The sequence below is a fragment of the Caulobacter sp. 1776 genome (assembly GCF_040545685.1).
Classification (GTDB): Bacteria; Pseudomonadota; Alphaproteobacteria; order Caulobacterales; family Caulobacteraceae; genus Caulobacter.
On the sequence record NZ_JBEPMI010000001.1, the window covers coordinates 685190 to 709115 of the forward strand.

26 protein-coding genes are annotated in these 23926 nt (G+C 67.3%); 13 read left to right on the top strand and 13 right to left on the bottom strand.

Annotated elements, in window-relative coordinates; genetic code table 11:
• The first annotated feature begins 14 nt into the window (after positions 1–14).
• Positions 15–1439: an AmpG family muropeptide MFS transporter gene (locus ABIC66_RS03130; RefSeq protein WP_354067923.1), complete on the top strand. Its 1425-nt coding sequence runs from the start codon at positions 15–17 to the stop codon at positions 1437–1439.
• Between the two features lie 19 nt (positions 1440–1458).
• Here the strand turns inward: ABIC66_RS03130 and ABIC66_RS03135 are convergent, their stop codons facing one another.
• The 3 genes from ABIC66_RS03135 to ABIC66_RS03145 form a co-directional block, all read right to left on the bottom strand.
• A complete protein-coding gene (locus tag ABIC66_RS03135; protein WP_354067924.1) occupies positions 1459–2292 on the bottom strand; it encodes a S1 family peptidase in 834 nt (277 codons plus the stop codon).
• Positions 2293–2318: 26 nt separating this feature from the next.
• Positions 2319–2747, bottom strand: a complete 429-nt coding sequence (locus ABIC66_RS03140; protein WP_354067925.1) for a DUF350 domain-containing protein — start codon at positions 2745–2747, stop codon at positions 2319–2321.
• Positions 2748–2841: 94 nt separating this feature from the next.
• A complete protein-coding gene (locus tag ABIC66_RS03145; RefSeq protein WP_354067926.1) occupies positions 2842–3291 on the bottom strand; it encodes an SRPBCC domain-containing protein in 450 nt (149 codons plus the stop codon).
• A 61-nt stretch (positions 3292–3352) separates the two neighbouring features.
• Here ABIC66_RS03145 and ABIC66_RS03150 point away from each other — a divergent pair, with 61 nt between their 5' ends.
• Positions 3353–3682, top strand: coding sequence for an ArsR/SmtB family transcription factor (locus ABIC66_RS03150; protein WP_354067927.1), 330 nt, complete (start codon positions 3353–3355; stop codon positions 3680–3682).
• Here ABIC66_RS03150 and rlmN read toward each other — a convergent pair.
• The 4 genes from rlmN to ABIC66_RS03170 all read right to left on the bottom strand — a co-directional run bounded on the left by rlmN (position 3679) and on the right by ABIC66_RS03170 (position 7256).
• Positions 3679–4890 (bottom strand): dual-specificity RNA methyltransferase RlmN, encoded by a 1212-nt coding sequence (gene rlmN / locus ABIC66_RS03155; protein ID WP_354067928.1) that lies wholly within the window; start codon positions 4888–4890, stop codon positions 3679–3681. The genes ABIC66_RS03150 and rlmN overlap by 4 nt on opposite strands.
• A 196-nt stretch (positions 4891–5086) precedes the next feature.
• A complete protein-coding gene (locus tag ABIC66_RS03160; RefSeq protein WP_354067929.1) occupies positions 5087–5887 on the bottom strand; it encodes an SDR family NAD(P)-dependent oxidoreductase in 801 nt (266 codons plus the stop codon).
• A 171-nt stretch (positions 5888–6058) separates the two neighbouring features.
• A complete protein-coding gene (locus tag ABIC66_RS03165; protein ID WP_354067930.1) occupies positions 6059–6670 on the bottom strand; it encodes a flavodoxin family protein in 612 nt (203 codons plus the stop codon).
• Between the two features lie 145 nt (positions 6671–6815).
• On the bottom strand, positions 6816–7256 hold the full coding sequence (locus ABIC66_RS03170) for an Rrf2 family transcriptional regulator (protein ID WP_354067931.1): 441 nt from the start codon (positions 7254–7256) through the stop codon (positions 6816–6818).
• 199 nt (positions 7257–7455) lie between these two features.
• Here ABIC66_RS03170 and ABIC66_RS03175 point away from each other — a divergent pair, with 199 nt between their 5' ends.
• From ABIC66_RS03175 to ABIC66_RS03185, 3 genes are all read left to right on the top strand, one after another.
• Positions 7456–9456 (top strand): potassium transporter Kup, encoded by a 2001-nt coding sequence (locus tag ABIC66_RS03175; protein ID WP_354067932.1) that lies wholly within the window; start codon positions 7456–7458, stop codon positions 9454–9456.
• A 3-nt stretch (positions 9457–9459) separates the two neighbouring features.
• The gene (locus ABIC66_RS03180) at positions 9460–9822 is read left to right on the top strand and encodes a hypothetical protein (RefSeq protein ID WP_354067933.1); all 363 of its coding nucleotides are present in this window, start codon (positions 9460–9462) and stop codon (positions 9820–9822) included.
• 97 nt (positions 9823–9919) lie between these two features.
• The gene (locus tag ABIC66_RS03185; protein WP_354067934.1) at positions 9920–11146 is read left to right on the top strand and encodes an argininosuccinate synthase; all 1227 of its coding nucleotides are present in this window, start codon (positions 9920–9922) and stop codon (positions 11144–11146) included.
• Positions 11147–11204: 58 nt separating this feature from the next.
• On the opposite strand, the gene ABIC66_RS03190 is transcribed toward ABIC66_RS03185, so the two are convergent.
• Positions 11205–11405 (bottom strand): KTSC domain-containing protein, encoded by a 201-nt coding sequence (locus tag ABIC66_RS03190; protein ID WP_354067935.1) that lies wholly within the window; start codon positions 11403–11405, stop codon positions 11205–11207.
• A gap of 145 nt (positions 11406–11550) precedes the next feature.
• Between ABIC66_RS03190 and ABIC66_RS03195 the strand changes: the two genes are divergently transcribed.
• The 3 genes from ABIC66_RS03195 to ABIC66_RS03205 all read left to right on the top strand — a co-directional run bounded on the left by ABIC66_RS03195 (position 11551) and on the right by ABIC66_RS03205 (position 13373).
• Complete coding sequence (locus ABIC66_RS03195) at positions 11551–11958, top strand: MAPEG family protein (protein ID WP_354067936.1); 408 nt, start codon at positions 11551–11553, stop codon at positions 11956–11958.
• Between the two features lie 32 nt (positions 11959–11990).
• Positions 11991–12623: a LysE family translocator gene (locus tag ABIC66_RS03200; RefSeq protein ID WP_354067937.1), complete on the top strand. Its 633-nt coding sequence runs from the start codon at positions 11991–11993 to the stop codon at positions 12621–12623.
• 156 nt (positions 12624–12779) lie between these two features.
• Positions 12780–13373: a CC0125/CC1285 family lipoprotein gene (locus ABIC66_RS03205; protein ID WP_354067938.1), complete on the top strand. Its 594-nt coding sequence runs from the start codon at positions 12780–12782 to the stop codon at positions 13371–13373.
• A 47-nt stretch (positions 13374–13420) separates the two neighbouring features.
• Here ABIC66_RS03205 and ABIC66_RS03210 read toward each other — a convergent pair whose 3' ends face one another.
• Positions 13421–14203, bottom strand: coding sequence for an SDR family NAD(P)-dependent oxidoreductase (locus ABIC66_RS03210; RefSeq protein ID WP_354067939.1), 783 nt, complete (start codon positions 14201–14203; stop codon positions 13421–13423).
• A gap of 71 nt (positions 14204–14274) precedes the next feature.
• Between ABIC66_RS03210 and ABIC66_RS03215 the strand changes: the two genes are divergently transcribed.
• The 3 genes from ABIC66_RS03215 to ABIC66_RS03225 are packed head-to-tail and all read left to right on the top strand — an operon-like array spanning position 14275 to position 15779.
• Entirely contained in the window at positions 14275–14685 is a 411-nt protein-coding gene (locus ABIC66_RS03215; RefSeq protein WP_047413665.1) for a YkvA family protein, read from the top strand.
• Entirely contained in the window at positions 14675–15310 is a 636-nt protein-coding gene (locus ABIC66_RS03220) for a lysoplasmalogenase (protein ID WP_354067940.1), read from the top strand. Before ABIC66_RS03215 ends, ABIC66_RS03220 begins: the two co-directional genes overlap by 11 nt.
• A gap of 13 nt (positions 15311–15323) precedes the next feature.
• Positions 15324–15779: a nuclear transport factor 2 family protein gene (locus tag ABIC66_RS03225; RefSeq protein WP_354067941.1), complete on the top strand. Its 456-nt coding sequence runs from the start codon at positions 15324–15326 to the stop codon at positions 15777–15779.
• Here the strand turns inward: ABIC66_RS03225 and ABIC66_RS03230 are convergent.
• The 3 genes from ABIC66_RS03230 to ABIC66_RS03240 all read right to left on the bottom strand — a co-directional run bounded on the left by ABIC66_RS03230 (position 15776) and on the right by ABIC66_RS03240 (position 18838).
• Positions 15776–17758, bottom strand: a complete 1983-nt coding sequence (locus ABIC66_RS03230; RefSeq protein ID WP_354067942.1) for a hypothetical protein — start codon at positions 17756–17758, stop codon at positions 15776–15778. The genes ABIC66_RS03225 and ABIC66_RS03230 overlap by 4 nt on opposite strands.
• 103 nt (positions 17759–17861) lie before the next feature.
• Positions 17862–18380 carry a GNAT family N-acetyltransferase gene (locus ABIC66_RS03235; protein ID WP_354067943.1) on the bottom strand — a complete coding sequence of 173 codons (519 nt, stop codon included), beginning with the start codon at positions 18378–18380 and terminating at the stop codon, positions 17862–17864.
• Positions 18377–18838 carry an SAM-dependent methyltransferase gene (locus ABIC66_RS03240; protein WP_354067944.1) on the bottom strand — a complete coding sequence of 154 codons (462 nt, stop codon included), beginning with the start codon at positions 18836–18838 and terminating at the stop codon, positions 18377–18379. The genes ABIC66_RS03235 and ABIC66_RS03240 overlap by 4 nt, the downstream gene beginning before the upstream one ends.
• Positions 18839–18896: 58 nt before the next feature.
• On the opposite strand from ABIC66_RS03240, the gene ABIC66_RS03245 reads away from it, so the two are divergent.
• Positions 18897–20078 carry a class I SAM-dependent methyltransferase gene (locus ABIC66_RS03245; RefSeq protein ID WP_354067945.1) on the top strand — a complete coding sequence of 394 codons (1182 nt, stop codon included), beginning with the start codon at positions 18897–18899 and terminating at the stop codon, positions 20076–20078.
• Positions 20079–20244: 166 nt separating this feature from the next.
• On the top strand, positions 20245–21645 hold the full coding sequence (locus tag ABIC66_RS03250; RefSeq protein ID WP_354067946.1) for an amino acid permease: 1401 nt from the start codon (positions 20245–20247) through the stop codon (positions 21643–21645).
• A 311-nt stretch (positions 21646–21956) separates the two neighbouring features.
• On the opposite strand, the gene glmS is transcribed toward ABIC66_RS03250, so the two are convergent.
• Positions 21957–23789 (bottom strand): glutamine--fructose-6-phosphate transaminase (isomerizing), encoded by a 1833-nt coding sequence (gene glmS, locus ABIC66_RS03255; protein ID WP_354067947.1) that lies wholly within the window; start codon positions 23787–23789, stop codon positions 21957–21959.
• Positions 23790–23926: the final 137 nt, after the last annotated feature.

The window sequence follows — 23926 nt, forward strand, 5'->3', positions numbered from 1 at the left end:
CGCGGGGGAAACGCATGGCCGGAGCGGCTGGAACGGCCACGGGGCGCAAGAAGCGCGGCTTCATGGAAGTGCTGCGCGCGCTGGGCCAGCCCCGTGTCGGCGTGATGCTGGCCCTGGGCTTCTCGTCGGGCCTGCCGTTCATGCTGATCGGCAACACCCTGGGCTTCTGGCTCAGCGAGAACGACATCAAGCTGAAGGCCATCGGCTACCTGTCCTGGGCGGGGCTCGCCTATCTCTGGAAGTTCATCTGGGGCGCGATCGTCGACCACCTCCCCGCCCCGTTCATGGCCGCGATCCTGGGCCGGCGGCGCGGCTGGATGATCGTCACCCAGGTCGGCATCGGCGTCGGCCTGGTCGGCATGGCCGTCGCCGGTCCGCACAACCTGCCCCTGCTGGGCGGCTTCGCGGTGCTAACCGGCATCATGGCGGCCATGCAGGACACGGTCATCGACGCCTGGCGCATCGAGATCGCCGAAGATCCGGACGAGCTGGGCCTGCTGACCGCCGCCTACAGCCTGGGCTTCCGCATCGCCATGTTCGCCACCGAGGCGCTGATCCTGCTGGTGGCCACCGCCATCGGTTGGGCGCTCAGCTATGGGATCTTCGGCGCCTTGGTCGTCGTCGGCATCGGCGCCTCGATCCTGGCCAAGGAGCCAACCCGGGCCGACAAGGCCATGGAGGCCTTGACCAAGGACAAGCCGCCGATCTCGCTGGCGGGCGCCTGGGACGCCGTGGCCGGCCCTTTCGTCGCCTTCTTCCGAGCCCACGGGGTCAGCACCGCCCTGCTGATGCTGTTGATGATCACGACCTATCACCTGTGCGACTACATGCGCGGGCCGATGAGCAATCCGTATTACCTGGCCCTGGGCCTGGACAAGCCGACCATCGCCGTGGTGCGCGGGGCCATCGGCGTGCCGGTGACCATCGCCGGCATCGCCGTCGGAGGCCTGCTGTCGGTGCGCCTGGGCGTGATCCGCACCCTGCTGCTGGGGGCGATCCTGCAACCGATCGGCGTCGGGGCCTTCGCGCTGCTGGGGATGCACGGCGGCGACTATCCGCTGGTCAGCCTGGCCGGACTGCATCTGACGGCGTTCGAGACCATCATGGCCTTCGACGCATTCGCCATCGCCATCTCGGGCATCGCTCTGATCGGCTACATGTCGAGCCTGACCAATCTCGGCTACACCGCGACCCAGTACGCGCTGATGACCTCGGCCATGGCCTGGAGCGGCAAGATCCTCAAAGGCTTCTCGGGAGATATCGTCGAGCGCCTGCAGGCCGGCGGCCGCACCCTGTTGCAAGCCTATTCGACCTTCTATCTGGGCTCGGCGGCGATCGGCATCCCGGCGGTGCTGCTGTGCCTGATCCTCGCCCAGCGCCAGGCCAGGGCGATCGCGGCGGCCAAGGCCGAAGGCGTGGCTCAGACGGCGGAGGCGTAAGGAAGCGCCTCTCCAACCTCTAGACCGCCAGACACACCACCTGGGCCACCCGCAGATCGCGGCGCAGCCCGTCCGCCACGCGGCCGTAGTTCTCGGTGGTGATCGGCTCGCTGGGCGCGAACTCGGACGGTGAGGGCCGGCGGTGCGGGCCCAGCAGGGTCTTCAGGGTCTCGGGCGCGGTCGTATAGATGCGGCCGCGACGCGGCGCCTCGGCCACGGTCACGCCGATCACCCGCCCGGCGCTGTCCAGGGCCGGCGAACCGGAGAGTCCGGCCAAGGTGCCCTTCAGCGTGTCGGTGCGGCCGACCTCGGCCCAGACCAGCACCGGCTCGGTGCGTGCGCCCCGGCCGTGGACGACCAGGTTCTCGCGGCCCAGCAGGCGCGAGGCGGCCTCGCCGGCGTGGCCCTGCGGGAAGCCTGGATGATAGGCCCGCGCGCCACGGCGCAGCGGCATGTCCAGGCCCAGCGGCACGGCGGGCGCGCCGCCCTCGGTGGTCAGGATGGCCGCGTCGGCCTTGGGATCGACGTGAATCCTGGCGGCCACGCCGCGGCCGTCCGCCACCACGATGGCGGCGCGCTTGCAGCCGTCGACCACGTGGCGAGCGGTCAGCCAGGTGCCGTCGTCGCCGACCGAGAAGGCCGTGCCCGAGCCAGGCTCGGGCTTGTCGGGCACCTGGACCACGATCGACGGGTCGAACGGCGAGGACGGCCCCAGCGGCAGCCCCTCCTCGCCCGGCACCGGCGGCGGCGGCGGCGGCGCGTCCGAACGTTCCTGCCGGCCGACGGCGACGATCACCAGGGCGCTGACCGCCGCGGCGTAGACCAGCCAATCGGGAAGCTTGGGGAAATGCACTGGTTAAGGTCCCCCGACCGTCGCGATCAGCCGGCCACGGCGGCGGCGAGGATCAGGGCGGTGGCCAGCTTGGCCCCGACCAGCAGGGCGGCGGCGGCGACCTCGCCCTCCTGGATGCGCTCGGGCAGGCCCTTCAGCACCATGTCGGCGACGCGGAAGACCAGCAGCTGCACGGCGATGGTCGCCGCGCCCCAGATGACGATCTCGATCACCGAGGTCGAGGCGGTCAGCGAGACGGCGAGCGGGATGGCCAGGCCCACCATCACCCCGCCCAGCGACAGGGCGGCGGCGGAGTTGCCCTCGCGGATCAGGGTGATCTCCTTGTGGGGCGTCAGCAGGGCGTACAGCGTCGTGCCCAAGATCAGCATGACCAGGGTCACGCTGGCGTGCAGCAGGGTCACCGGAAAGCCGGTGGCGAAGGCCTGGACCTCGGGCGACTGAAGCTGGGACGGCATGGACGCGGACTACCCCCGAAAACCTACAGCGCCCTGACTACCACGGGTCGATGAGACTTGCGTAGGGGGCGCCCGTATCCGGCGAGCATGAGAACTACTTATAGAAGCCCTGGCGCAGGTTCAGCCCGTGCTCGAGGAAGACCTTCATCGCGCACAGCATGCCGGTCCAACCCTCGCAGTTGCCGAAGGCGGCCTTTTCGCCGGCCGGCGTGTCGCTCCAGCCCGCCTCGTGGATCTTGACCAGCGTGCGGCCGTCGCCGGTGTCGGTGAAGGTCATGGTGACGGTGGTCTTGTAGGTGGCGTTCGGCTCGGCCGAGCCCCAGCGCAGGACGATCTTCTCGTTGGCCACGACCTCGACCACCTCGACCGGAAACGCGCCGGGGAAGTCGTGGAAATCCCAGGTGACGGTCGCCCCGGTCTCGAGCCGGCCTTGCGCGCCGCCGGTGGTGAAATAGCCGGACAGCGTCTTGGGATCGGCGACGGCCTCGAAGACCTCGGCCACGGGCTTGGCGACGCGGCCGCTGACGGTGAATTCGTGCGACATGGATGCCTCCATTCGTTGACCAGACCTTGCTGGTCGCGACCATATGTTATAGAATTATAACATGTCAAATGAAGACGAAGCGGACCTGATCTTCAAAGCGCTGGGCCACCGGGTCCGCCGCCAGATCATGGACCTGCTGAAGGCCGAGCCGCGTACGACCGGCATGCTGTGCGCCCTGTTCCCGGCGCTGGATCGCTGCACGGTGATGCAGCACCTCTCCGTGCTGGAGGAGGCGGGCCTGGTCGTGGCCGAGCGGCGCGGCCGCGAGCGTTGGAATCACCTCGACGCGCTGCCGGTGCACGCTCTCCACGAACGCTGGATTGGCCCCTACGCGGCCTATGCGGCCGGAATGCTGAGCCGGCTGAAGAAGGCGGTGGAGGCGGAGACTTAGGCCGCCTCGTCCTCGTCGTCGCCCAGCATGCCGGCCATGGCCGCCATCGACAGCTTGCGCAGCGCCGAGGCCCGGACCTTCTCGCTCTCGCTCTTCAGCTGGCCGCACGCCGCCAGGATGTCGCGCCCACGCGGGGTGCGGATCGGCGAGGAATAGCCGGCCTTGTTGAGGATCGCGGCGAAGGCCTCGATCGTCGACCAGTCGGAGCACTGATAGTCGCTGCCGGGCCACGGGTTGAACGGGATCAGGTTGATCTTGGCCGGGATGCCCTTGATCAGCTTCACGAGCGCGCGAGCTTCGTCCGGGCTGTCGTTGACGCCCTTCAGCATCACATATTCGAAGGTCACGCGGCGAGCATTCGACAGGCCCGGATACGCCCGGATGCCGGCCATCAGTTCGGCGATCGGGTATTTCTTGTTCAGCGGCACCAGCTCGTCGCGGAGCGCGTCGTTGGTGGCGTGCAGGCTGATGGCCAGCATGGCCTGGGTGGTGTCGCCCAGCTTGCCCAGCATCGGAACCACGCCCGAGGTCGAGACCGTGATCCGGCGACGCGAGATGCCGATGCCCTCGTTGTCGCTGATGATCTCGATGGCGTCGGCCACCTGGCCCAGATTGTAAAGCGGCTCGCCCATGCCCATGAACACGATGTTCGAGAGCAGGCGATCTTCCTTGTCCGACGGCCATTCGGCCAGGTCGTCCTTGGCCACCTGGACCTGGGCGACGATCTCCGCCGTGGTCAGGTTGCGGACCAGCGGCTGGGTGCCGGTGTGGCAGAAGCTGCAGTTCAGCGTGCAGCCGACCTGGCTGGACACGCACAGGGCGCCGGCGCGGCCGACGCCGGGGATGTAGACGCTTTCGACCTCGATGCCCGGCGCCATGCGGATCAGCCACTTGCGGGTGCCGTCCTTCGACACCTGGCGCTCGACGATCTCCGGGCGGCCGAGGGTGAAGGTCTCGGCCAGGCGGGCGCGGGTCTCCTTGGCGACATCGCTCATCAGGCCGAAGTCGGTGACGCCGCGATGGTGCATCCAGCGGAAGATCTGGGTGGCCCGCATCTTGGCCTTGCCATGCTCGACCACGCCGCTCTCGACCAGGGCCGCGACCAGCTGCGGGCGCGTGAGGCCCGAGAGGTTGATCATCGGTTTGGCGACGGGTTGGGCGGGCGCGGCGTCGGTGGAGACGCGCGACAGGTCGAGGGTGACGCTCAAGGGGGTGTCCGGATCTTCGGGGGCCGAGGCGGACATATAGCAGGTCCGGGGCGGTTTTCCAAAGGACCGGCCCGCGACCAAAATCCCTATCATCCCGGGCGCAGCGCAGCGGAGACCCGGGACCGCGACAAGCGCCGCGCTTTCGGCGGTCCCGGATCGGCGCGCTACGCGCTTGTCCGGGATGACAGCTCTGTTTTTAGACCTTGCGGAACCGCCCGCCCTGGTTGGCCATCAGAGCCAGGGCCCAGTCGTCGGGCAGGACCTTGGCGATGGCCGCGATGGCCTTGTTGGGCGCGCCCGGCACGCAGATCGAGCGGTTGGCCTCGGCGGCCTCGTAGCCCGCGGCGGCGACCTCGTCGGCCCCAAGCCACAGCCATTCCGGCACGCCCTGGCTGACCTGGGCGCGGGTGCCGTTGGCGTCGTGGAATTCCGAATAGGTGAAGCCCGGGCACAGGGCGGACACGTGGACGCCGGTCGACAGGTTCTCCAGGTGCAGGCTCTGGGAGAACTTGACGAGAAAGCCCTTGGTCGCCGCGTAGAGCGTGTGGCCGGCCGCGCCGGGGACCAAGCCCGCCAGCGAGGCGACGTTGACGATGCGGCCGAACCTTCGCTCGACCATGCCCGGCAGGACCTTGTGGGTCATGGCGCAGACCGAGGTCAGCATCACCTGCAGGAAGGTCGCCTGGTCGGCCCAGCTGGTCGTCGCATAGGTTCCCGGCAGGCCGTAGCCGGCGTTGTTGATCAGGGCGTCGACGACGCGGCCCTGCTCGGCGATCGCGGCCAGCACGGTGTCGACGCCGGTCGGCTCGGCCAGGTCGGCGGGAATGGCGTAGGCCTCGACGCCAGAGCGCAGCTTGATCTCGGCGGCCAGGCCCTCGAGGCGGTCGGCCCGGCGCGCGGTCAGGGCCACGTCATAGCCGTGGCTGGCGTAGATGCGGGCGGAAGCGGCCCCGATGCCGGCGGAGGCGCCGGTGATCAGGGCGAGACGGCGGGCCATGCTGGGGTGATCCGGTCAGAAACGAAAACGTCGCCGGAGACGAGCACGGCCCGCGATTTGGTTCAAGAAGCCCTCAAGCGAAGGGGACGGAAGGGGCGCGCCGCTTGGGCTGGTGCGCACCCCTTCCGGGCCGCGGCTAGGGAGGGAGACCGCCGCGGCCATGGAGATGGATTAGGCCGCCTTGCCGAGTTCGGCGGCGGCGTGGGCCCCGACCGTCCAGCGGACCGCGGCCTTGGCCACGCGCTCGCCGAGCAGACGGGCGGTCTCGCGATCACCGGCCGGCGGGCTGAGTTCAGGCGAGACGTTGTCCGACTGGCCCGCGACCCCGAGGAACGAGCCGACGCGGTTCAGCGTGTCGGGACCACGCTCGGCGGCGGTCACTCCGGGAGGGGCGAGGCCGAGGTTCACCCAGTTCATGCCGTGCTGGGCGGCCAGGATCGTCAGGCTTTCCAGGGCGTGGCCCTTGTCGCCGGCGAAGCTGTGCGAGTTGGTGAAGCCGGCGGCCAGCTTGTCCTTCCAGGCGCCCGTGAAGAAGACGCCGGCGGTGGCGTCGGCGAACACTTTGAACACCCCCGAGACGTCGCCCATGTAGGTGGGAGCGCCAAAGACGATCGCGTCCGCCTTGGTGGCTTCCTCGATCAGCGGGCCGAAGTCCTGAGCGGCGCTCTCGATCTTCAGCAGCACCGGGGTCTGGCCGGCGTCGCGGACGCCTTCGGCGACCTTGTCGGCGAGGACGGCGGTGTGGCCGTAGCCGGAATGATAGATGATGGCGACGGTGGTCATTTTGAAATCCCTCCGAATTCGAAACTGAAACGGTAGCGATTACGTAATGCGCGAGAGCGCGGACGCCAGAGGAACAGCAACAAGATGTGGTGCAATTTTTCTGAAGACAGGTTTCAGCGCCGCTGAAGACGTCGTCGCGGTGGCGCTAGGCGGCCGTGGCGCTCTGGTGCGCGCCGTTCAGCAGGTCGGCGACGGTGATCTCGGAGAGGCGGGTGTGCGCCGCGTCACCGGCCGATTCGATCGCCGCGCGGACCGCGTCGGGGATCTTCTCGCCGACCGGGCAGCCCTTAACGCCCTTGGGGGCTACGCCGAGGTGGGCGCAGCCATTGACCGCCTTCAGCACGACGTCGAGCGTGATCGTGTCCGCCGGCTTCAGCAGCCACGCGCCGCCATTGGCGCCGGCGCGCGCGCCGATCAGCCCCGCCTTGCCCAGCATGGCGGTGACGCGGCGGACCACGACCGGATTGGTCGGGACCGAGGCGGCGAGCTCGGCGCTGGCCACGGCGCGGTCGGCCGAAAAGGCCTCCTTGTGCGCCAGATAGGCCAGGGCGTGGGCCGCTACGGGAAATTTCTGACTGTCCGACATCTCAACCGGGGAACGTAAGGGCGTCGCTCGCGCGTTCAACTGAAAACTGTTTCGTCTCCGCAACGGTCCTTTCCCTGAGAAAGAGGAAGAGGCGCCGTCGGGTGACGATTGAACCTGACGCGGATTGGGTGTATCGCGCCGCGCTTGACCGATATGGGTCGGCCGACAGCGTTTTGCGAGGGCGGCCCGGAGGGATTGAATGGCTTCCGAAGCCTCTAGCGCATCCGGCCACGATAGCGCGCCCGCCTCTACCGACATTCCGCAGCAGGACGGAGCCTCCTTCAACGGCCATGGCGACAGCAATGGCCACGGCCATGGCGACGCGAAGGGCCATGGCTTCCTGGCCATGGCGCTAGGTTCGATCGGCGTGGTGTTCGGCGATATCGGCACCAGCCCGCTGTACGCCCTGCGCGAGGCCCTGGCCCATTCGCGCAGCACGACCGCGACCGAGCACGCGGTGCTAGGCGTGGTTTCGCTGGTCCTGTGGACCATGACCCTGTTCGTGACGATCAAGTACGTCATCTTCTTCATGCGGGCCGACAACAAGGGCGAGGGCGGGACCCTGGCCCTGATGGCCCTGGCCCAGAAGGCGCTGGGCGGAATCGGCCGCAAGCGTTCGGTGGCGGTCTTCTTCCTCGGCGTGGTCGGCGCGGCCTTGTTCTACGGCGACGGTATCATCACCCCGGCCATCTCGGTGCTCTCGGCGGTCGAGGGTTTGAAGGACGCGCCGGGGGTGGGCCACGTCTTCGCGCCCTACATTCTGCCGATCTCGGCCGGCATTCTCATTCTGCTGTTCGCCGTCCAGGCCAAGGGCACCCACCGGATGGCGTCGCTGTTCGGCCCGTTCACGGCGATCTGGTTCCTGATCCTGGGGGCGCTGGGCGCCTGGCACCTGGCCGACGACCCGTCGATCTTCCGCGCCATCAACCCCTGGTACGGCCTGCGTTTCCTGCTGGAGAACGGCTTCCTGGGCTTCGTGATCCTGGGCAGCGTGTTCCTGGTGGTGACCGGGGCCGAGGCGCTCTACGCCGACATGGGACACTTCGGGAAACGCCCGATCCAAGCCTCCTGGCTGTGCCTGGTCTTTCCCTGCCTGGCCCTGAACTATCTGGGCCAGGGCGCCATGGTGCTGCACCACCCCGCCACGCGCCACAATCCGTTCTGGGAGATGGTGCCCGGCTTCGCCTACTGGCCCGTGCTGATCATGGCCACCATCGCCACGGTCATCGCCAGCCAGGCGGTGATCACCGGCGCCTTCTCGATGACCCAGCAGGCCGTGCAGCTGGGCCTGCTGCCCCGCATCGAGATCAAGCGGACCTCCGAGACCCAGGCGGGACAGATCTTCGTGCCGGCCGTGAACCAGTTCCTGCTGATTGGCGTCCTGCTGCTGCTGTTCGCGTTCCGCAGCTCGCACAAGCTCGCCTCGGCCTACGGCATCGCCGTCACCGGCGCGATGTTCGTCGACACCCTGCTGGCCTATGTCGTCATCCGCCGGGTGTGGAAGTGGACGCTGTGGCAGACGGGCCTGTTGCTGATCCCGTTGGTGGCGCTGGATTCGGTGTTCATCGCCTCGAACATGCTGAAGATCCCCGACGGCGCCTGGCTGCCGCTGGTGTTCGGCGCGGTGCTGGTGCTGATCATGTGGACCTGGACCCGAGGGGCCAACATCCTGACTCTCAAGACCCGCCGAGACAGCGTGCCCCTGGTCGACCTGATGGAGATCCTGCGGGCCCGTGCGCCGCACCGCGCGCCCGGCACGGCGATCTTCCTGACCTCGGATCCCGAGATGACCCCGGTCGCGCTGATGCACAACCTGAAGCACAACAAGGTGCTGCACGAGCGCAACGTCATCCTGACCGTCCGCACGACCGAGACGCCCCGCGTCCGCGAAGAGGACCGGGTGACGATCGAGAAGGTCAACGACGACTTCAAGAAGGTCATCGTCAACTACGGCTTCATGGAAAGCCCGAACCTGCCCAAGGCCCTGGCGGTGTGCCGCAAACAGGGGCTGAAGTTCGACATCATGGCCACCAGCTTCTTCCTGGGCCGCCGCTCGATCGTGCCGTCGGCCAACAGCGGCATGCCGCTGTGGCAGGACCGCCTGTTCATCTACCTGATGAAGAACGCCGCCAACCCGACCGACTTCTTCAAGATCCCGCCCGGCCGCGTCGTCGAGCTCGGCGCCCAGGTCACCGTCTAAGCCATGGAAACGACCCTTCGCGTACTGGGCGACGGTCTCTCGATCACCGCCCTGGGCATCATCGCCGCCACGGCCCAGGGCGCGTGGAAGCGGATCCCCAAGGACGTCGCCATCCCGATGCAGTGGGGCTTCGACGGCAAGCCGACCTGGCGGGCGCCCAAGGCCGTGGGCCTGCTGGCCATCCCGGTCGTGGCGATCGCCGTGCTGCTGTCGTTCACCCTGACCCAGGCCACGTTCACCGACGACCCGACCCGGGCGATCATCATCTTCCTGGTGCGCGCCACCCTCGCCGCCAGCCTGGGGCTGAGCCAGCTGTTTCACCTGCGCTTCGTCATCAAGACGTTGCAGGACGAGGGCGACCTTTAGGGGTCAGCTTTAGAACGCCCCATTTGGCTCTTGACCGGCGCGCCCCGATCCCGTTGAAGGCGCGCGACTTTGTGTTTCTCTCCGAAAGGACCCGCCCGTGGCTGACAAGTCCGTGAAAAAGGTCGTGCTCGCCTATTCGGGCGGCCTCGACACCTCGATCATCCTCAAGTGGCTGCAGACCGAGTACGGCGCCGAGGTGATCACCTTCACCGCCGACCTGGGCCAGGGCGAAGAGATCGAACCGGCGCGCGCCAAGGCGCTGGCCGCCGGCGTGAAGCCCGAGAACATCTTCATCGAGGACGTGCGCGAGGAGTTCGTCCGCGACTACGTGTTTCCGATGTTCCGCGCCAACACGGTCTATGAGGGCCAGTACCTGCTGGGCACCTCGATCGCGCGGCCGCTGATCGCCAAGAAGCAGATCGAGATCGCCCGCAATATGGGCGCCGACGCCGTCAGCCACGGCGCGACCGGCAAGGGCAATGACCAGGTCCGCTTCGAGCTCGGCTATTACGGCCTCGAGCCCGACATCACCGTGATCGCGCCCTGGCGCGAGTGGGACTTCAAGTCGCGCGAGGCCCTGCTGGACTTCGCCGAGAAGCACCAGATCCAGATCACCAAGGACAAGCGCGGCGAAGCGCCGTTCAGCGTCGACGCCAACCTGCTGCACTCCAGCTCGGAAGGTAAGGTCCTGGAAGATCCGGCGGTCGAGGCCCCCGAGTTCGTCCACATGCGCACCATCGCGCCGGAAGACGCCCCCGATAAGCCGCACGTCTTCACGATCGACTTCGAAAAGGGCGACCCGGTCGCCATCGACGGCGTCGCCATGAGCCCGGCGACCCTGCTGACCAAGCTGAACGAGCTGGGCCGCGACAACGGCGTCGGCCGCCTGGACCTGGTCGAGAACCGCTTCGTCGGCATGAAGTCGCGCGGCGTCTACGAGACCCCGGGCGGCACGATCCTGCTGGCCGCTCACCGCGGCATCGAAAGCATCACGCTGGATCGCGGCGCCATGCACCTGAAGGACGAGCTGATGCCGAAGTACGCATCGCTGGTCTACAACGGCTTCTGGTTCTCGCCCGAGCGCGAGATGCTGCAGGCCGCCATCGACTATAGCCAGGATAAGGTCACCGGCCGCGTTCGCGTGAAGCTGTACAAGGGCAATGTCACGGTCATCGGCCGCGAGAGCCCCTACAGCCTGTACGACCAGGACCTGGTGACCTTCGAGGAAGGCAAGGTCGCCTACGATCACCGCGACGCCGGCGGCTTCATCAAGCTGAATGCCCTGCGCCTGCGCGTGCTGGCCAAGCGCGACAAGCGCGGCTAGGGGCTCGCGCCTATCGAATAAGAGGACGCCCCGGCCGATGGTCGGGGCGTTTTTCGTTTCAGACCCGGTTGTACGGGTATCGGTCGCGAATCATGCGCTGGAAGAAGCGGCCCTTGGACGGGGCCCGGAAGAAGGCCTGGCCCACCCGCTCGGGCACACCGACATAGACATATTCGTCGCCGTCGCTGAACGTGACGAAGAGCTTGCCGTGTTCGGGAGCGTAGTCGATCTCTCGGATCGCCGTGGAATCCACCTGCATGGCTGACCTCCGCAAAAGGGATCGTTCAGTCCTAGGAGCGAATGAGGCGCGGCGCGGTTCCCACGGCGATGGTTGCGCGAACGCCGGTCCCGTTTAGACTCGCCGCTCAGGGCGGCGTTCAGAGCCGCCGGGGGAGGACCTTCATATGCATCAGTCCCACGCGCTCGTGGCCATCGTCACCCTGGTGTCGCTGCTGGTCTATTTCTGGATGATCCTGCGCATCCCCGGCGCCCGTCGCCGGACCGGCATCGACGCCCCAGCCATGACCGGCCATCCGGAACTCGAGCGACACCTGCGGATCCAGGCCAACACCGTCGAGTGGCTGGTCATCTACCTGCCCTCGCTGTGGCTGTTCGCGATCTATTGGAACGACCTGGTCGCCGCCGCCCTGGGCGTCGTCTGGATGATCGGCCGGATCGTCTACGCCCTAGGCTACGCCGCCGATCCGAAGAAGCGCGAGGTCGGTTTCATCATCCAGGGCCTGGCCACCGCCGTGCTGCTGTTCGGCGCCCTGGGGCGGGCGATCTACATCCTCGCCGTCATCGGTAACTAGCTCCGCCGTGGCGCGGAGCCTATATCCGCGCCATGGACCACCTGCCTGTCGATCCCGCCCGCTACGGCGCCTTCCTGGTCGCCATGTTCGTGATGGCCATCACGCCGGGCCCGGCCAACCTGTTCGCCATCGCCACGGGCATGGAGCGCGGCAAGGGCGCGGCCCTGATCAGCGTGCTGGGCATGAATACCGCCACCCTGGTCTGGTTCAGCGGCTCGGCCCTGGGCCTGGGCGCGCTGATCATCGCCTTTCCGAAAGCCTTTCACGTCCTGGCCCTGGCCGGCGCGGCCTATCTGGTCTGGCTGGGGCTGAAGTCGCTGTGGGCGGGAATCAAGAACGTCGAGAGCCACGCCTCGGCCACCGTCCGCAAGGGCCGCTCGGCCTTCGTGGACGGGTTCATGGTCCAGATCGCCAACCCGAAGATCCTGCTGTTCTTCTCCGGCGTGCTGCCGCCGTTCCTGGACATCAAAAGACCGCTGGCCCCGCAGCTGATCATGTTCGCCTGCGCCACCATCGGCATGGACCTGATCAGCATGTCCAGCTACGGCCTGGGCGGCGCGGCGCTGTCCAGCCGCATGAACGAGCCGGGTTTCCGCCGAGGATTCGCCATTCTGGTCGGCGTCCTGCTGATCACGGCGGCCGTGCTTATCGTGTCTAGAGGGTAGCAAGCGTGACAGCCGAAAGTGGAGGCCGGTTTCGGCGACCGTCACGCGCCAAATGAAAAGAGATTTCAGCCGCGACGCAAACTGCGCCTTGGCGAAACCACAAAGCCCGGCCAGAGTTGTCCTAAGCACCAAGGACTCCGCTTGAAGGAGCAGATCATGTCCATGAAAAAGGTCGTCGTCGCCGCCGCTTTGGCGGTCGCCGCGACGTTATCGGCCTGCGCCACCCCGACGCCGTACCAGCCTCGGGTCACCTCGGGCTCTGTCACCGGCGGGTTCTCCGAGCAACGCCTGGAAGGCGACCGCTATCGCGTCAGCTTCGCCGGCAACAGCCTGACCTCGCGCGAGACGGTCGAGCGCTACCTGCTCTATCGGTCGGCCGAGCTGACCGTGCAGCAGGGCTACGACTGGTTCGAGACCGCCGATCACCGCACCGACCGCACGGCCCGCACCTATGTCGAGCCCGATCCGTTCATGCGCCCGGGCTTCGGCTTCGGCTATCCGTACGGCTATTGGCGCCCGTCCTGGCGCTATTACGGCGGCGGCTATGGCTGGCGGACCTGGGACCCCTTCTGGGGCGACCCCTTCTTCGCCGACCGCGCCCAGATCCGCACCGTCGAGCGGTTCGAGGCCGGCGCCGAGATCGTGATGCACAAGGGCAAGAAGCCGGAGGGCGACCCGCGCGCCTACGACGCCCGCGAGATCATGGCCAACCTGGCCAACACGATCGTCCGGCCGGAACCCGGGAAATAGAGTCCAGAAGCGCCCCTCCTCCCGCGAGGAGGAAGGGCGCTTTGCCATCAGCGCGGCGGCATGCGGATGCCGCCGTCCAGGCGCACGTCCTCGCCGTTGAAGTAGCCGCAGGTGATCATGGTCAGCGCCAGCTGGGCGTATTCCTCGGGGCGGCCGAAGCGCTTGGGGAACGGCACGCTGGCGGCGAGCGTGGCCTTCACGTTGTCGGGCGCGCCGTTCATCAGCGGCGTGTTGAAGATGCCCGGCAGGATGGTGTTGACGCGGATGCCGTCGTTCATCAGGTCGCGGGCGATCGGCAGGGTCATGCCGATAACGCCGCCCTTCGACGCCGAATAGGCCGCCTGGCCGATCTGGCCGTCCTCGCCGGCGACGCTGGCGGTGTTGACGATCGCCCCGCGCTCGCCGTCCTCCAGCGGTTCCAGGTCCAGCATGCCCTTGGCCGACTTGGCGATGCAGCGGAACGTGCCGACCAGATTGATCTGGATGATCTTGTCGAAGGCGTCGAGCGGGAAGTGCCTAGTCTCGCCGGTGGCCTTGTCGCGGCTGGCGGTCTTGATGGCGTTGCCGGTGCCCGCGCAATTGACCAGCACGCGCTCTTGGCCGTGGGCGGCGCGAGCCTTCTCGAAGCCGGCGTCGACGTCGGCGTCGCTGGTGACGTTGACCTTGCAGAACACGCCGCCGATGTCGTCGGCGACCTTCTGGCCGGCGGCCTCGTTCATGTCGAAGATGGCGACCTTGACGCCCTGGGCGGCCAGGGCGCGGGCGGTGGCCTCGCCGAGGCCCGAGGCGCCCCCGGTGACGACGGCGGCGACGGTGTTGTCGAGTTTCATGGACGTTTCCCAGTTCTTCGCGTTTGGAGGGACTTGCGTTTAAGTTCGCTGTTGAGTGAGGGTTTAAACCGATGAGCCGCGACGCCAAACCGTCCCCCGACGTAAACGTCAACGAGGTGCTGGATCCGGCCAAGGCGCTGGTTCCGGCCACGGTGCGCGTCAACGAGGAACGCGTGAAGCGCGGCTTCCTGCCCAAGATCCGCCGGGTCGCCGCCAAGGTCCCGTTCGCGTCCGACGCCCTGTCGGTGTGGTGGTGCGCCCGCGATCCCGAAACGCCGACCGCCGCCAAGGGCATGATGCTGGCGGCCCTGGCCTATTTCGTCCTGCCCACCGACGCGATCCCGGACATCCTGCCCGCCATCGGCTTCACCGACGACGCGGCGGTGTTCGCCGCCCTGGTCGCCATCCTCGGCAAGACGCTGAAACCTCGCCACAAGGAAGCCGCCCAGGCCTTCCTGCAGCGCCTCTCCGATGACGCCTGAAGCCTTGCTCTGGGCGATCGCGGCGGGCGGCGCCCTCGCCTACGGCCTGGTATTTGTCGAGCAGCCCGTGTCCGCCCTGCGGACGATCGTCAAGACCACCTCGGTCGCGGCCCTGGCCGTGCTGGCCTATCTGGACGGCGGCTCGGTGCTGCTGGCCGTGGCCCTGGCCTTCTGCGCCCTGGGCGACGCGTTCCTGGCCGGCGATCCCAAGCGCTGGCTGCCGCTGGGCCTGGCCGCCTTCTTGGTCGGTCACCTCGTCTATATCCCGCTGTTCCTCGAGCGGGCCGGCGCGCCGCCGGTCTGGTTCTGGCCCGCCGCCGGCGCGGTCGGCGTGGTCGCCGGTCTGATGCTGCGCGCCCTGTGGTCATCGCTGGGCAAGCTGCGGATCCCCGTCGTCGTCTATGTCCTGGCCATTGTCGGCATGGTGGTCTCGAGCCTGCTGCTGCCTCGGCCCGCCTGGCCGACCACGGTCGGCGCCCTGGCCTTCATGGCCTCGGACGCCGTCCTCTCGTTCGATCTGTTCAAGACCGCCAAGCTTCTCGGCTCCCCGCGCCTGACCGCCTGGGCCGTGTGGATCCTCTACTGGGGCGGGCAGGCCGCCATCACCCATGGCATGCTGAGCTGAACCGGAGACCGCCATGCTCGCGCTCATGATCGCCGCCACCGTCGCCGCCCAGGCCCCGCCGGCGGCCGACCCCGAGGACAAGGCTGTACTGGCCGTGACCCAGGCCTTCTTCGACGGCATGGCCGCCGCCAATCCGGAGGCGATGCGCGCCACCGTCCTGCCCAACGCCCAGTTCATGGGCGTGCGCACCCAGGCCGACGGGACCGTCAAGGTCAGCCGCGTCGCCTTCGAGGACAGTTTCGGCAAGCACATGGATCCGGGGATCAAGGAGTGGATCTGGTCGCCGGTCATTATCCGTCGCGGCGCCCTGGCCACGATCAGCGCGCCCTACGAGGTCTCTCGCGACGGCAAGACCCTGCATTGCGGAATCGACGTCTTCACCCTGGCCAAGGCCGACGGCGCCTGGAGGATCGCCAGCATCAGCTGGACGGCCGAACCGGACGCCTGCCCCGAACTGCGGAAGCTCTAGCCGGCGTAGTTGTACTCGGCCTTGCCGTAGACCCCGACCAGGTCAATCGCGAAGGACGCGCCGTCGGCTAGATCGGTCAGGAACGCGTCGTTGGCCTTGGAATACATGCCGACGTCCGCCTTGGCCGCCTCGGCCAGCAGCCAGCCGACCATCGCCGCCTTGGTGCCGATGCCGGTCGCCCCGTCGCCGCCATAGCTGGCGAAATAGTCGACCCGGCTGTCGATCAGGGCGTGGACCTTGGCGTCCGTCGGCGTTCCGCCGAAGATGGTCTTGTAGGCCTCGCGGGTGGCGTCGAAGAGGCTGAGCGAACCGTACTTGGCTGCGAAGCCCGCCTTGCCCTCGCCGACCTTGCCCAGGTTCACCGCGAAGTTGATGTAGCGGTTTTCCAGGTTGAACGACTGGTAGTAGGCGCTGTTGAGATTGTTGGCGTTCGGCCCCGTCGGAGAGACGAGATAGTCGATGCCGCCCGAGGTCGGGATCTTCCCGGTGAAGAACTGGTAGGCCATCGTCGCCACCGACGTCGTGGCGTCGGCGCGCGCGACCAGCGCGGACAAGCCGGCGCTCTTGGTCATAAGGCCATTCCCGATCATCACGTCGATTTCGGTCACGCCGACGTTTCGCAGGATGTTCAGCGTGGCGATGCCAAGGCTTGAATCGTACTTTGACAAGTCGACGGTCTTGTCCAGGAACTGCAGCTTTTCGATGCTGGTCAGCGTGTCCACGCCCAAGCCATTGCTGCGCGTGTCCCTGACGATCCAGGTCCATTCCTTGAGTTTGGTCGACCCGGAGAACTGGAAATTGGCGATCGCGGCGTCGTAGGCGGCGATGTCCTCTCCAGCGCCGCCCTCGATGACGTCGTCACCGGCGTCGCCGTAGATGACGTCGTAGCCGCTGCCGCCGTCGATCACGTCGTTCCCCGCATAGCCGTGCAACTTGTCATGATTGCCGTCGGCGCGGATCTGGTCGTTTCCGGACAGGAAATAGGCGCGAATCCCATCGGAATCGCCCGTCCGGAAGAGGCCGACGACATCGGTGACCGACAGCAGGATACCCGTATAGCCAACGGCGTTGCCGCCGCTGTCGTAGTGGGTCATCCCCGTGATCGTGCCGCCAATCGGATTGCCCGCCGCATCATAGGTGAAGCCGTACCCCAGATAGGTGTCCTTCACGAGGTAGCCGCCGCTGTCCTTTCCGAAGTCGAACACGAAGCTGGTGTTGGTTCGCGCCGTGGCCGCGGGATAGGGCGTCGTTGGTTTGGGGCTCACCCAGTCGGCTGTCCGGACCGAAACCGTTGCCGAAGACACGGCATTGGTCGTCGCGGCGGCGTCCAGCGCCACGAGGCCGTCGGAGAAGCCCAAGCGTTCGATATTGGCCAGGGTGTCCGTCCCGTCGGGCGATCCGGTCCGCAGATCCCGCACCGTCCAGCCATTCGTGGTGCGCGTAACCGCATAATCGGCCGTCACCCCAGAATAGAGCGCCGTGTCGACGCCGTCCCCACCGTCCAGGATGTCGGCTCCCGCGCCGCCGACCAGCGCGTCGGCGCCGCCCCGGCCATAGATCTGATCGTTGCCGCCGTAGCCGAAAAGTACGTCGTTGACATTGGAGCCGCTGATCGAATCGTCGGCGGCGAAGATGTTGGTCACCGGGTCGGCCAGGTAGGTCCACATGGCCTTCGCCGGAAAGCTGAAGCCCGTGATCTCGAAATCGGTGTGGGTGAGGCTGTACTCCTCGATCTGGCCTCGGAATTCGTAGCTGGTCACCGAACCAGTATTGATCGCGTACCAAACGCTCGAGCCTTTCGGGTCCCAGTCCCAGCTGCCGCCGATCTCCGCGAAATTATCCCATCCAACCAGCGACTTGCCCCACTGGAGATAGATGTAGGTCTTGCTGTAGCCCAGGGGCGTGGTCAGGGTCATCCGGTCCAGGTCCAGCCGGGTGAAATCGACCGAGAAATTGTCCGCGGACGTAAAGATCGCCATTGAGAGTCCCCCCTATGGCGCGATCTTGCGCGCCAATCAGAGATTGCCGTTTAGATCACGACGCACCCCTCGGTCGAGCCGATAGTCGACACATGACGGGGATTTAACCCACCCGGAACCGCAGGATCGCACCGTCCCACATGCTGTCGGCGTGGTCCTCCTCGACGATGTCGCGCACGCCGGGATAGGTCGCGGCCGCATGCCGCCAGAAGGCCAGGGCTTCGCGATTGCGGCGGACCACCGCGGCTTCCCACACGCCCCAGGCCGTACCGAACAGGGCGTGGGCGGCGGCCAGGCCGACGCCGCGCCGGCGGTGTTTGCGGACGACGAAGAACTCGGCCACCGCCCGGTCGACCGGCGTCTCGGAATGGGCGACGTCGTTGACCAGGGCGAAGCCAACCGGCCGCCCGCCGATCCGGAACAGCCACGGCTGGCGCGACGGGTCCGACCAGTAGGTCTCCAGCAGCGGATAGTCCGCAAAGCGCCCGTCGGGCTCCAGTTCGCCTTCCCCCGCGCGGTCGAACCACAGGGCCGAGAAGTCGTGGATGTAGAACTGCATCAGGTTGGCGATGATCGGCGCCTCGTCGGCGCGGGCCCGACTGACGACGAGGTCGAGGCTCACCAGTATTTCTCCATGATCTCGCGCGCCCAGTCGGGTTCTCGGTGTTCGCCGCGCGGCGCGAAGCCGCTCATCACCGGCTTGATGTCGAGAACCGGCGTGCCGTCGATGGCGTCCAAGCCCTGGACCTCCAGCGTCCGGCCGTTCACGGCGACGATCTGGCAGACCGTGACGCCGATCCGGTTGGGCCGGTTCTTGCCGCGCTGGGCGAAGATGCCGATCTTCGGCCAAGCCTGGTTGCCGCGCGGGTGACGCGCGCCGGTGACGATCTGGTCGTCGCCAACCTTGTCGAAGACATAGACGACCTCGGCGTGGCTGAAGGTCTCCAGCCCCATCAGCGCCTCGTCGTCGAAACGCGTCGCGTCCAGGACGATGCGGGCGCGGCTGCCGCCCCAGTCGTCGTCCTCGGGGACCGCGCGGCCGCCCTCGACCCGCCCGACCGGGGTCATCGCGATCGTCATGTGACTTTCTCCGTGTGCGACAGGTTGTCGCGGACAAACTACGCCTTAAGTTGGCGCCATGATCGAAGCCCTGCTCCGTAAAATGATCAAGACCGGCGACCTCACGGCGCATCTGCCCGGAGGTCGCGTCGTCAAGGCCGGGGACGGCACGGGACCGCCGGTGGTGATCCGCGTCAACGCCCGTGGCCTGCGCCGCCTGGCCAATCCCAGCCTCGGCCTCGGCGAGGCCTATATGGACGAGGACGTGGTCTTCGAGCAGGGAACCCTGCCCCAGCTGCTGACGATCGTCGGCGAGAGCGGCGGGCGCAAGCCCAAGCGCGGCTCGGCCTTCACCCGCTTCCGCAAGGCGGTGAAGCGCCGCATCCAGCAGGTCAACGGCCGCGTCGCCTCGCGCCGCAACGTCGCCCACCACTACGACCTGTCGAACGACCTCTATCGCCGGTTTCTCGACGCGGACATGCAGTACAGCTGCGCCTATTTCGAGCGCCCGGACATGACGCTGGAAGAGGCCCAGGCCGCCAAGAAGGCGCTGATCGGCCGCAAGCTGCTGATCCAGCCGGGCATGAAGACCCTGGACATCGGCTCGGGCTGGGGCGGCCTTTCCATGACCCTGGCCAAGGACTTCGGGGCCCGGATGACCGGCGTGACCCTGTCCACCGAGCAGTTGGCCCTGGCCAAGGAGCGCGCCGAGAAGGCCGGGCTCGCGGACCGGACCGAATTCCGCCTGACCGACTATCGCGATCTCGACGAGACGTTCGACCGCATCGTCTCGGTCGGCATGCTGGAGCACGTCGGAGCCCCGAACTTCCGAACCTATTTCGAGACCATCGCCCGCTTGCTCGACGAGGACGGCGTCGCCCTGGTCCACTCGATCGGCAAGATGCACGGACCGGGCGCGACCAACGCCTTCACCCAGAAATACATCTTCCCCGGCGGCTACATCCCCGGCCTGTCGGAGATCGTCACGGCGATCGAGCAGGCGGGCCTGTGGATCACCGATGTCGAGATCCTGCGCCTGCACTACGCCGAGACCTGCCGCATCTGGCGCGAGCGGTTCATGGCCGATCCCGACATCCCGACGATGTTCGACGGCCGCTTCCGACGGATGTGGGAGTTCTACTTGGCCGGGGCCGAGCTGGGCTTCCGGCACGGCGGCCACATGGTCTTCCAGATCCAGCTGGCCAAGAAGCGCGACGCGGTTCCGCTGACCCGCGATTATCTGCTGAAGCCGGCCGGATAACGCTCGTTGTCATCCCGGAAGCCTCGCAGAGGCTATCCGGGACCGCCGGAAGCACCGAGGCTGTCGCGGTCCCGGCTCTCCGCTGCGCTTCGGCCGGGATGACAAGGTGTTTGGCTGGCGGTCGATGTGAGCTATAGGCGCCGACTGAACCACCGAAGGAGCCGCCATGGCCCCGTTCCGCCTGGCCGACCTTCTGCGCCGCAAGCCTGTCGCGCAAGTTCAGGGCGAGCATCCCCCCGAGCACCTGCCGCGCACCATCGGCCTTTTCCAGCTGACCATGCTGGGCGTCGGCGCGACCATCGGCACCGGCATCTTCGTGGCCCTGACCACGGCCGTGCCGACCGCGGGGCCGGCCGTGATCGTCTCGTTCGTGCTGGCCGGGATCACGGCCGCCCTGACGGCCCTCTGCTACGCCGAACTGGCCTCGACCATCCCCGTATCGGGCTCCTCGTACTCGTACGCCTACGCGACCCTGGGCGAGTTCGTGGCCTTCATCGTCGGCGCGTGCCTCTTGCTGGAATACGCCGTCTCGGCGTCGGCCATAGCGGTCGGCTGGGGGCAGTATCTGAACGAGATGCTGGTCGACTTGGTCGGCTGGAAGATGCCCGATGCGATCGCCAAGGCCCCCGGCGCGGGCGGGGTGTTCAACCTGCCGGCCGTCGTGCTGGTCGGATCCTGCATGGTGCTGCTGCTGCGCGGGGTCAAGGAGTCGACCACGGTCAACGCCGTGCTGGTGGTGCTGAAGCTGCTCGTCTTGCTGTTCTTCGTGGTCATCGCGTTCAGCGGCTTCCACGCCGGCAATCTGACGCCGTTCATGCCGATGGGCGTGGCGGGGGTCGGGGCGGCGGCCTCGTCGATCTTCTTTTCCTATATCGGCATAGACGCGGTCTCGACGGCGGGCGAGGAAGTCAAGGACCCACGCCGCACCCTGCCGCTGGGCATCGTACTGTCCCTGCTGATCGTCACGGCCATCTATATCCTGGTCGCCCTGGCCGCCGTCGGCGCTCAGCCCTGGACCGCTTTCAAGGGCCAGGAAGCGGGGCTGGCGGTGATCCTGCGCAACCTGACGGGCCAGGCCTGGACCTCGCTGGTGCTCTGCGTCGGGGCGATCATCTCGATCTTCTCGATCACCCTGGTGGTCATGTACGGCCAGACGCGGATTCTCTACGCCATGAGCCGCGACGGCCTGCTGCCGAAGGTGTTCCAGCGGCTGAATCCGAAGACCCACGGCCCGGACCTCAACACCTATATCGTCGCGGCCTTCATCGCCGTGCTGGCGGCGTTCGTGCCGTTGGACACCCTGGTCAATCTTACCAGCATGGGCACCCTGATCGCCTTCGCCATCGTCTCGCTGGGCGTGATCATCCTGCGGCGGACGCAGCCCGATCTGCCGAGGGGCTATCGCGTCCCGCTGTACCCGATCGTGCCGATGATCAGCGTGGGCTTCTGCGGCTATCTGATCGTCGGCCTGCCGCTGGACACCTGGGCGCTGTTCGCGGCCTGGGTGGCGGGGGCCTGCGTGGTGTATTTCGGGTATTCGGCCAAACACTCAAAACTTCGAGCCTGAAAATATAAACCGCTCATCCCCGCGAAAGCGGGGACCCAAGCCGAGCCTGCGGAACCAGACTTAGCAGTTCTGGGTCTCATGGAGATCGGACCCCGTAGGGTTCAGCGGCTCGATAAGTTGGATCTTCCAGGCGCGGTTCCACTTTTTGATTTGCCGCTCGCGGGTGAACGCTCCCTCTCGCGTCTCGCCCTAATGCGAGAACATATCACGAACAAACGCCCGCGCCATCGCGGTCGCCTGGGGAGCTGATAGGCCGCTTGGGTCCCCGCTTTCGCGGGGATGAGCGGTTTATTGGAGCCCGTGGAGCGAAATCACTCCACCGTCACCGACTTGGCCAAGTTCCGCGGCTGGTCCACATCCGCGCCCTTCACCACCGCGACGTGGTAGGCCAGGAGCTGGATCGGGGCCGACATCACCAGGGTCGAAACCAGCGGGTCGCTTGCCGGAGCCGTCACCACCACCTTGGCCCCCGCCGGCGCGTGCTTCACGCCCTCGGTGTCGGTGATGAAGATCACCTGGCCGCCCCGGGCCATGACCTCGCTCATGTTCGAGGCCGATTTCTCGAAATAGCTGTCGTGCGGGGCCAGGATGACGATCGGGGTCTGGTCGTCGACGAGCGCGATCGGACCGTGCTTCAGCTCCCCGGCCGCGTAGCCCTCGGCGTGGATGTAGCTGATTTCCTTCAGCTTCAGCGCGCCTTCCAGGGCCAGGGCCGACATCGGGCCGCGACCGAGATAGAGCACGTCCCGCGCCTTGGCGACGTCGGCGGCGATCTCCTTGATGGCGTCTTCCAGGCCGATGGCCTCGGCGATCAGGCGCGGCGCTTCCAGCAACACCTTGACCAGGCGTTGCTCCTCGGTCGCGTCGATCGTCCCGCGCGCCTTGGCGGCGGCGATGGCCAGGGCGATCATCACGCTGACCTGGGCGGTGAAGGCCTTGGTCGAGGCCACGCCGATCTCGGGCCCGCAATGGATCGGCCAGACGACGTCGACCTCGCGGGCCATGGTCGATTCGGTGGCGTTGACGACCACCGCGCTCTTCATGCCCTTGGCCTTGCAGTAGCGCAGGGCGGCCAGGGTGTCGGCGGTCTCGCCCGACTGCGACATGGCAACGACCAGCGAGCCTGGCCGCAGCGCCGGCTGACGATAGCGGAACTCCGAGGCGATCTCGACATCGACCGGCAGGTCGGCCAGCTGCTCGATCAGGTACTTGCCGACCACGCCGGCGATATAGGACGTGCCGCAGGCGACGATCTGGATCCTGTCGAGCTTGGCGAAATCGACGTCGCCCGGGACCGAGGCCTTCGAGGTCAGGGTGTCGACATAGGCCGCGATCGTGCGCTGGCAGCCTTCCGGCTGGTCATGGATCTCCTTTTCCATGAAGTGCCGATAATTGCCCTTCTCCAGCATCACCGCCGAGGTCGGGACCACCCGCACCGGCCGCGTCACGGCCGCGCCCGAGGCGTCGAAGATCCGATGGCTGTCGTGGTCGAGGGCCACGTAGTCGCCCTCGTCCAGATAGATCACCCGGTTGGTGAACGGGCCGACGGCCAGGGCGTCCGAGCCCAGGAACATCTCGCCCTGGCCTTCGCCGACGACCAGCGGGCTGCCGCGGCGGGCGCCCAGCACCAGATTGTCCTCGCCCTCGATCAGCACGGCCAGGGCGTAGGCGCCGGTCAGGCGGTCCAGGGTGGCCTTGAAGGCCTCGAGGGGCGGCAGGCCCGTGGCCAGCTCGGCGTCGATCAGGTGGGCGATCACCTCGGTGTCGGTGTCGCTGGAGAACACCCGGCCGGCGGCGGCCAGCTCGGCCTTCAGCTCGGCAAAGTTCTCGATGATGCCGTTGTGGACCAGGGTGACGCGACCGGCGGTGTGGGGGTGGGCGTTCTGGACGTTGGGCGCGCCGTGGGTGGCCCAGCGGGTGTGGCCGATGCCGGTCGTGGCCGTCAGCGGCTCTTCGGCGAGCACGGCTTCCAGCGCCTTGATCTTGCCCTGGGCTCGGCGGCGCTCGACCTTGCCGCCATCTGGGCCGCCAACGACGCCCGCCACGCCGGCCGAGTCGTAGCCCCGGTACTCAAGACGCTTGAGGCTCTCGATCAGACGGTCGGCGACCGGTTCCTTGCCGACGATGCCGATAATGCCGCACATGGGCCATGATCCCTTGTAGAACGCGGCGACAGGATTATCCCTAGCCGCGCGAGGATTTCGAAACGGGCCTTTAGCACTCGCTCAAGGACGCTTCCCATAAATCTGCATTTCGGATCGTTTCGCGGCCCGACCAAGAC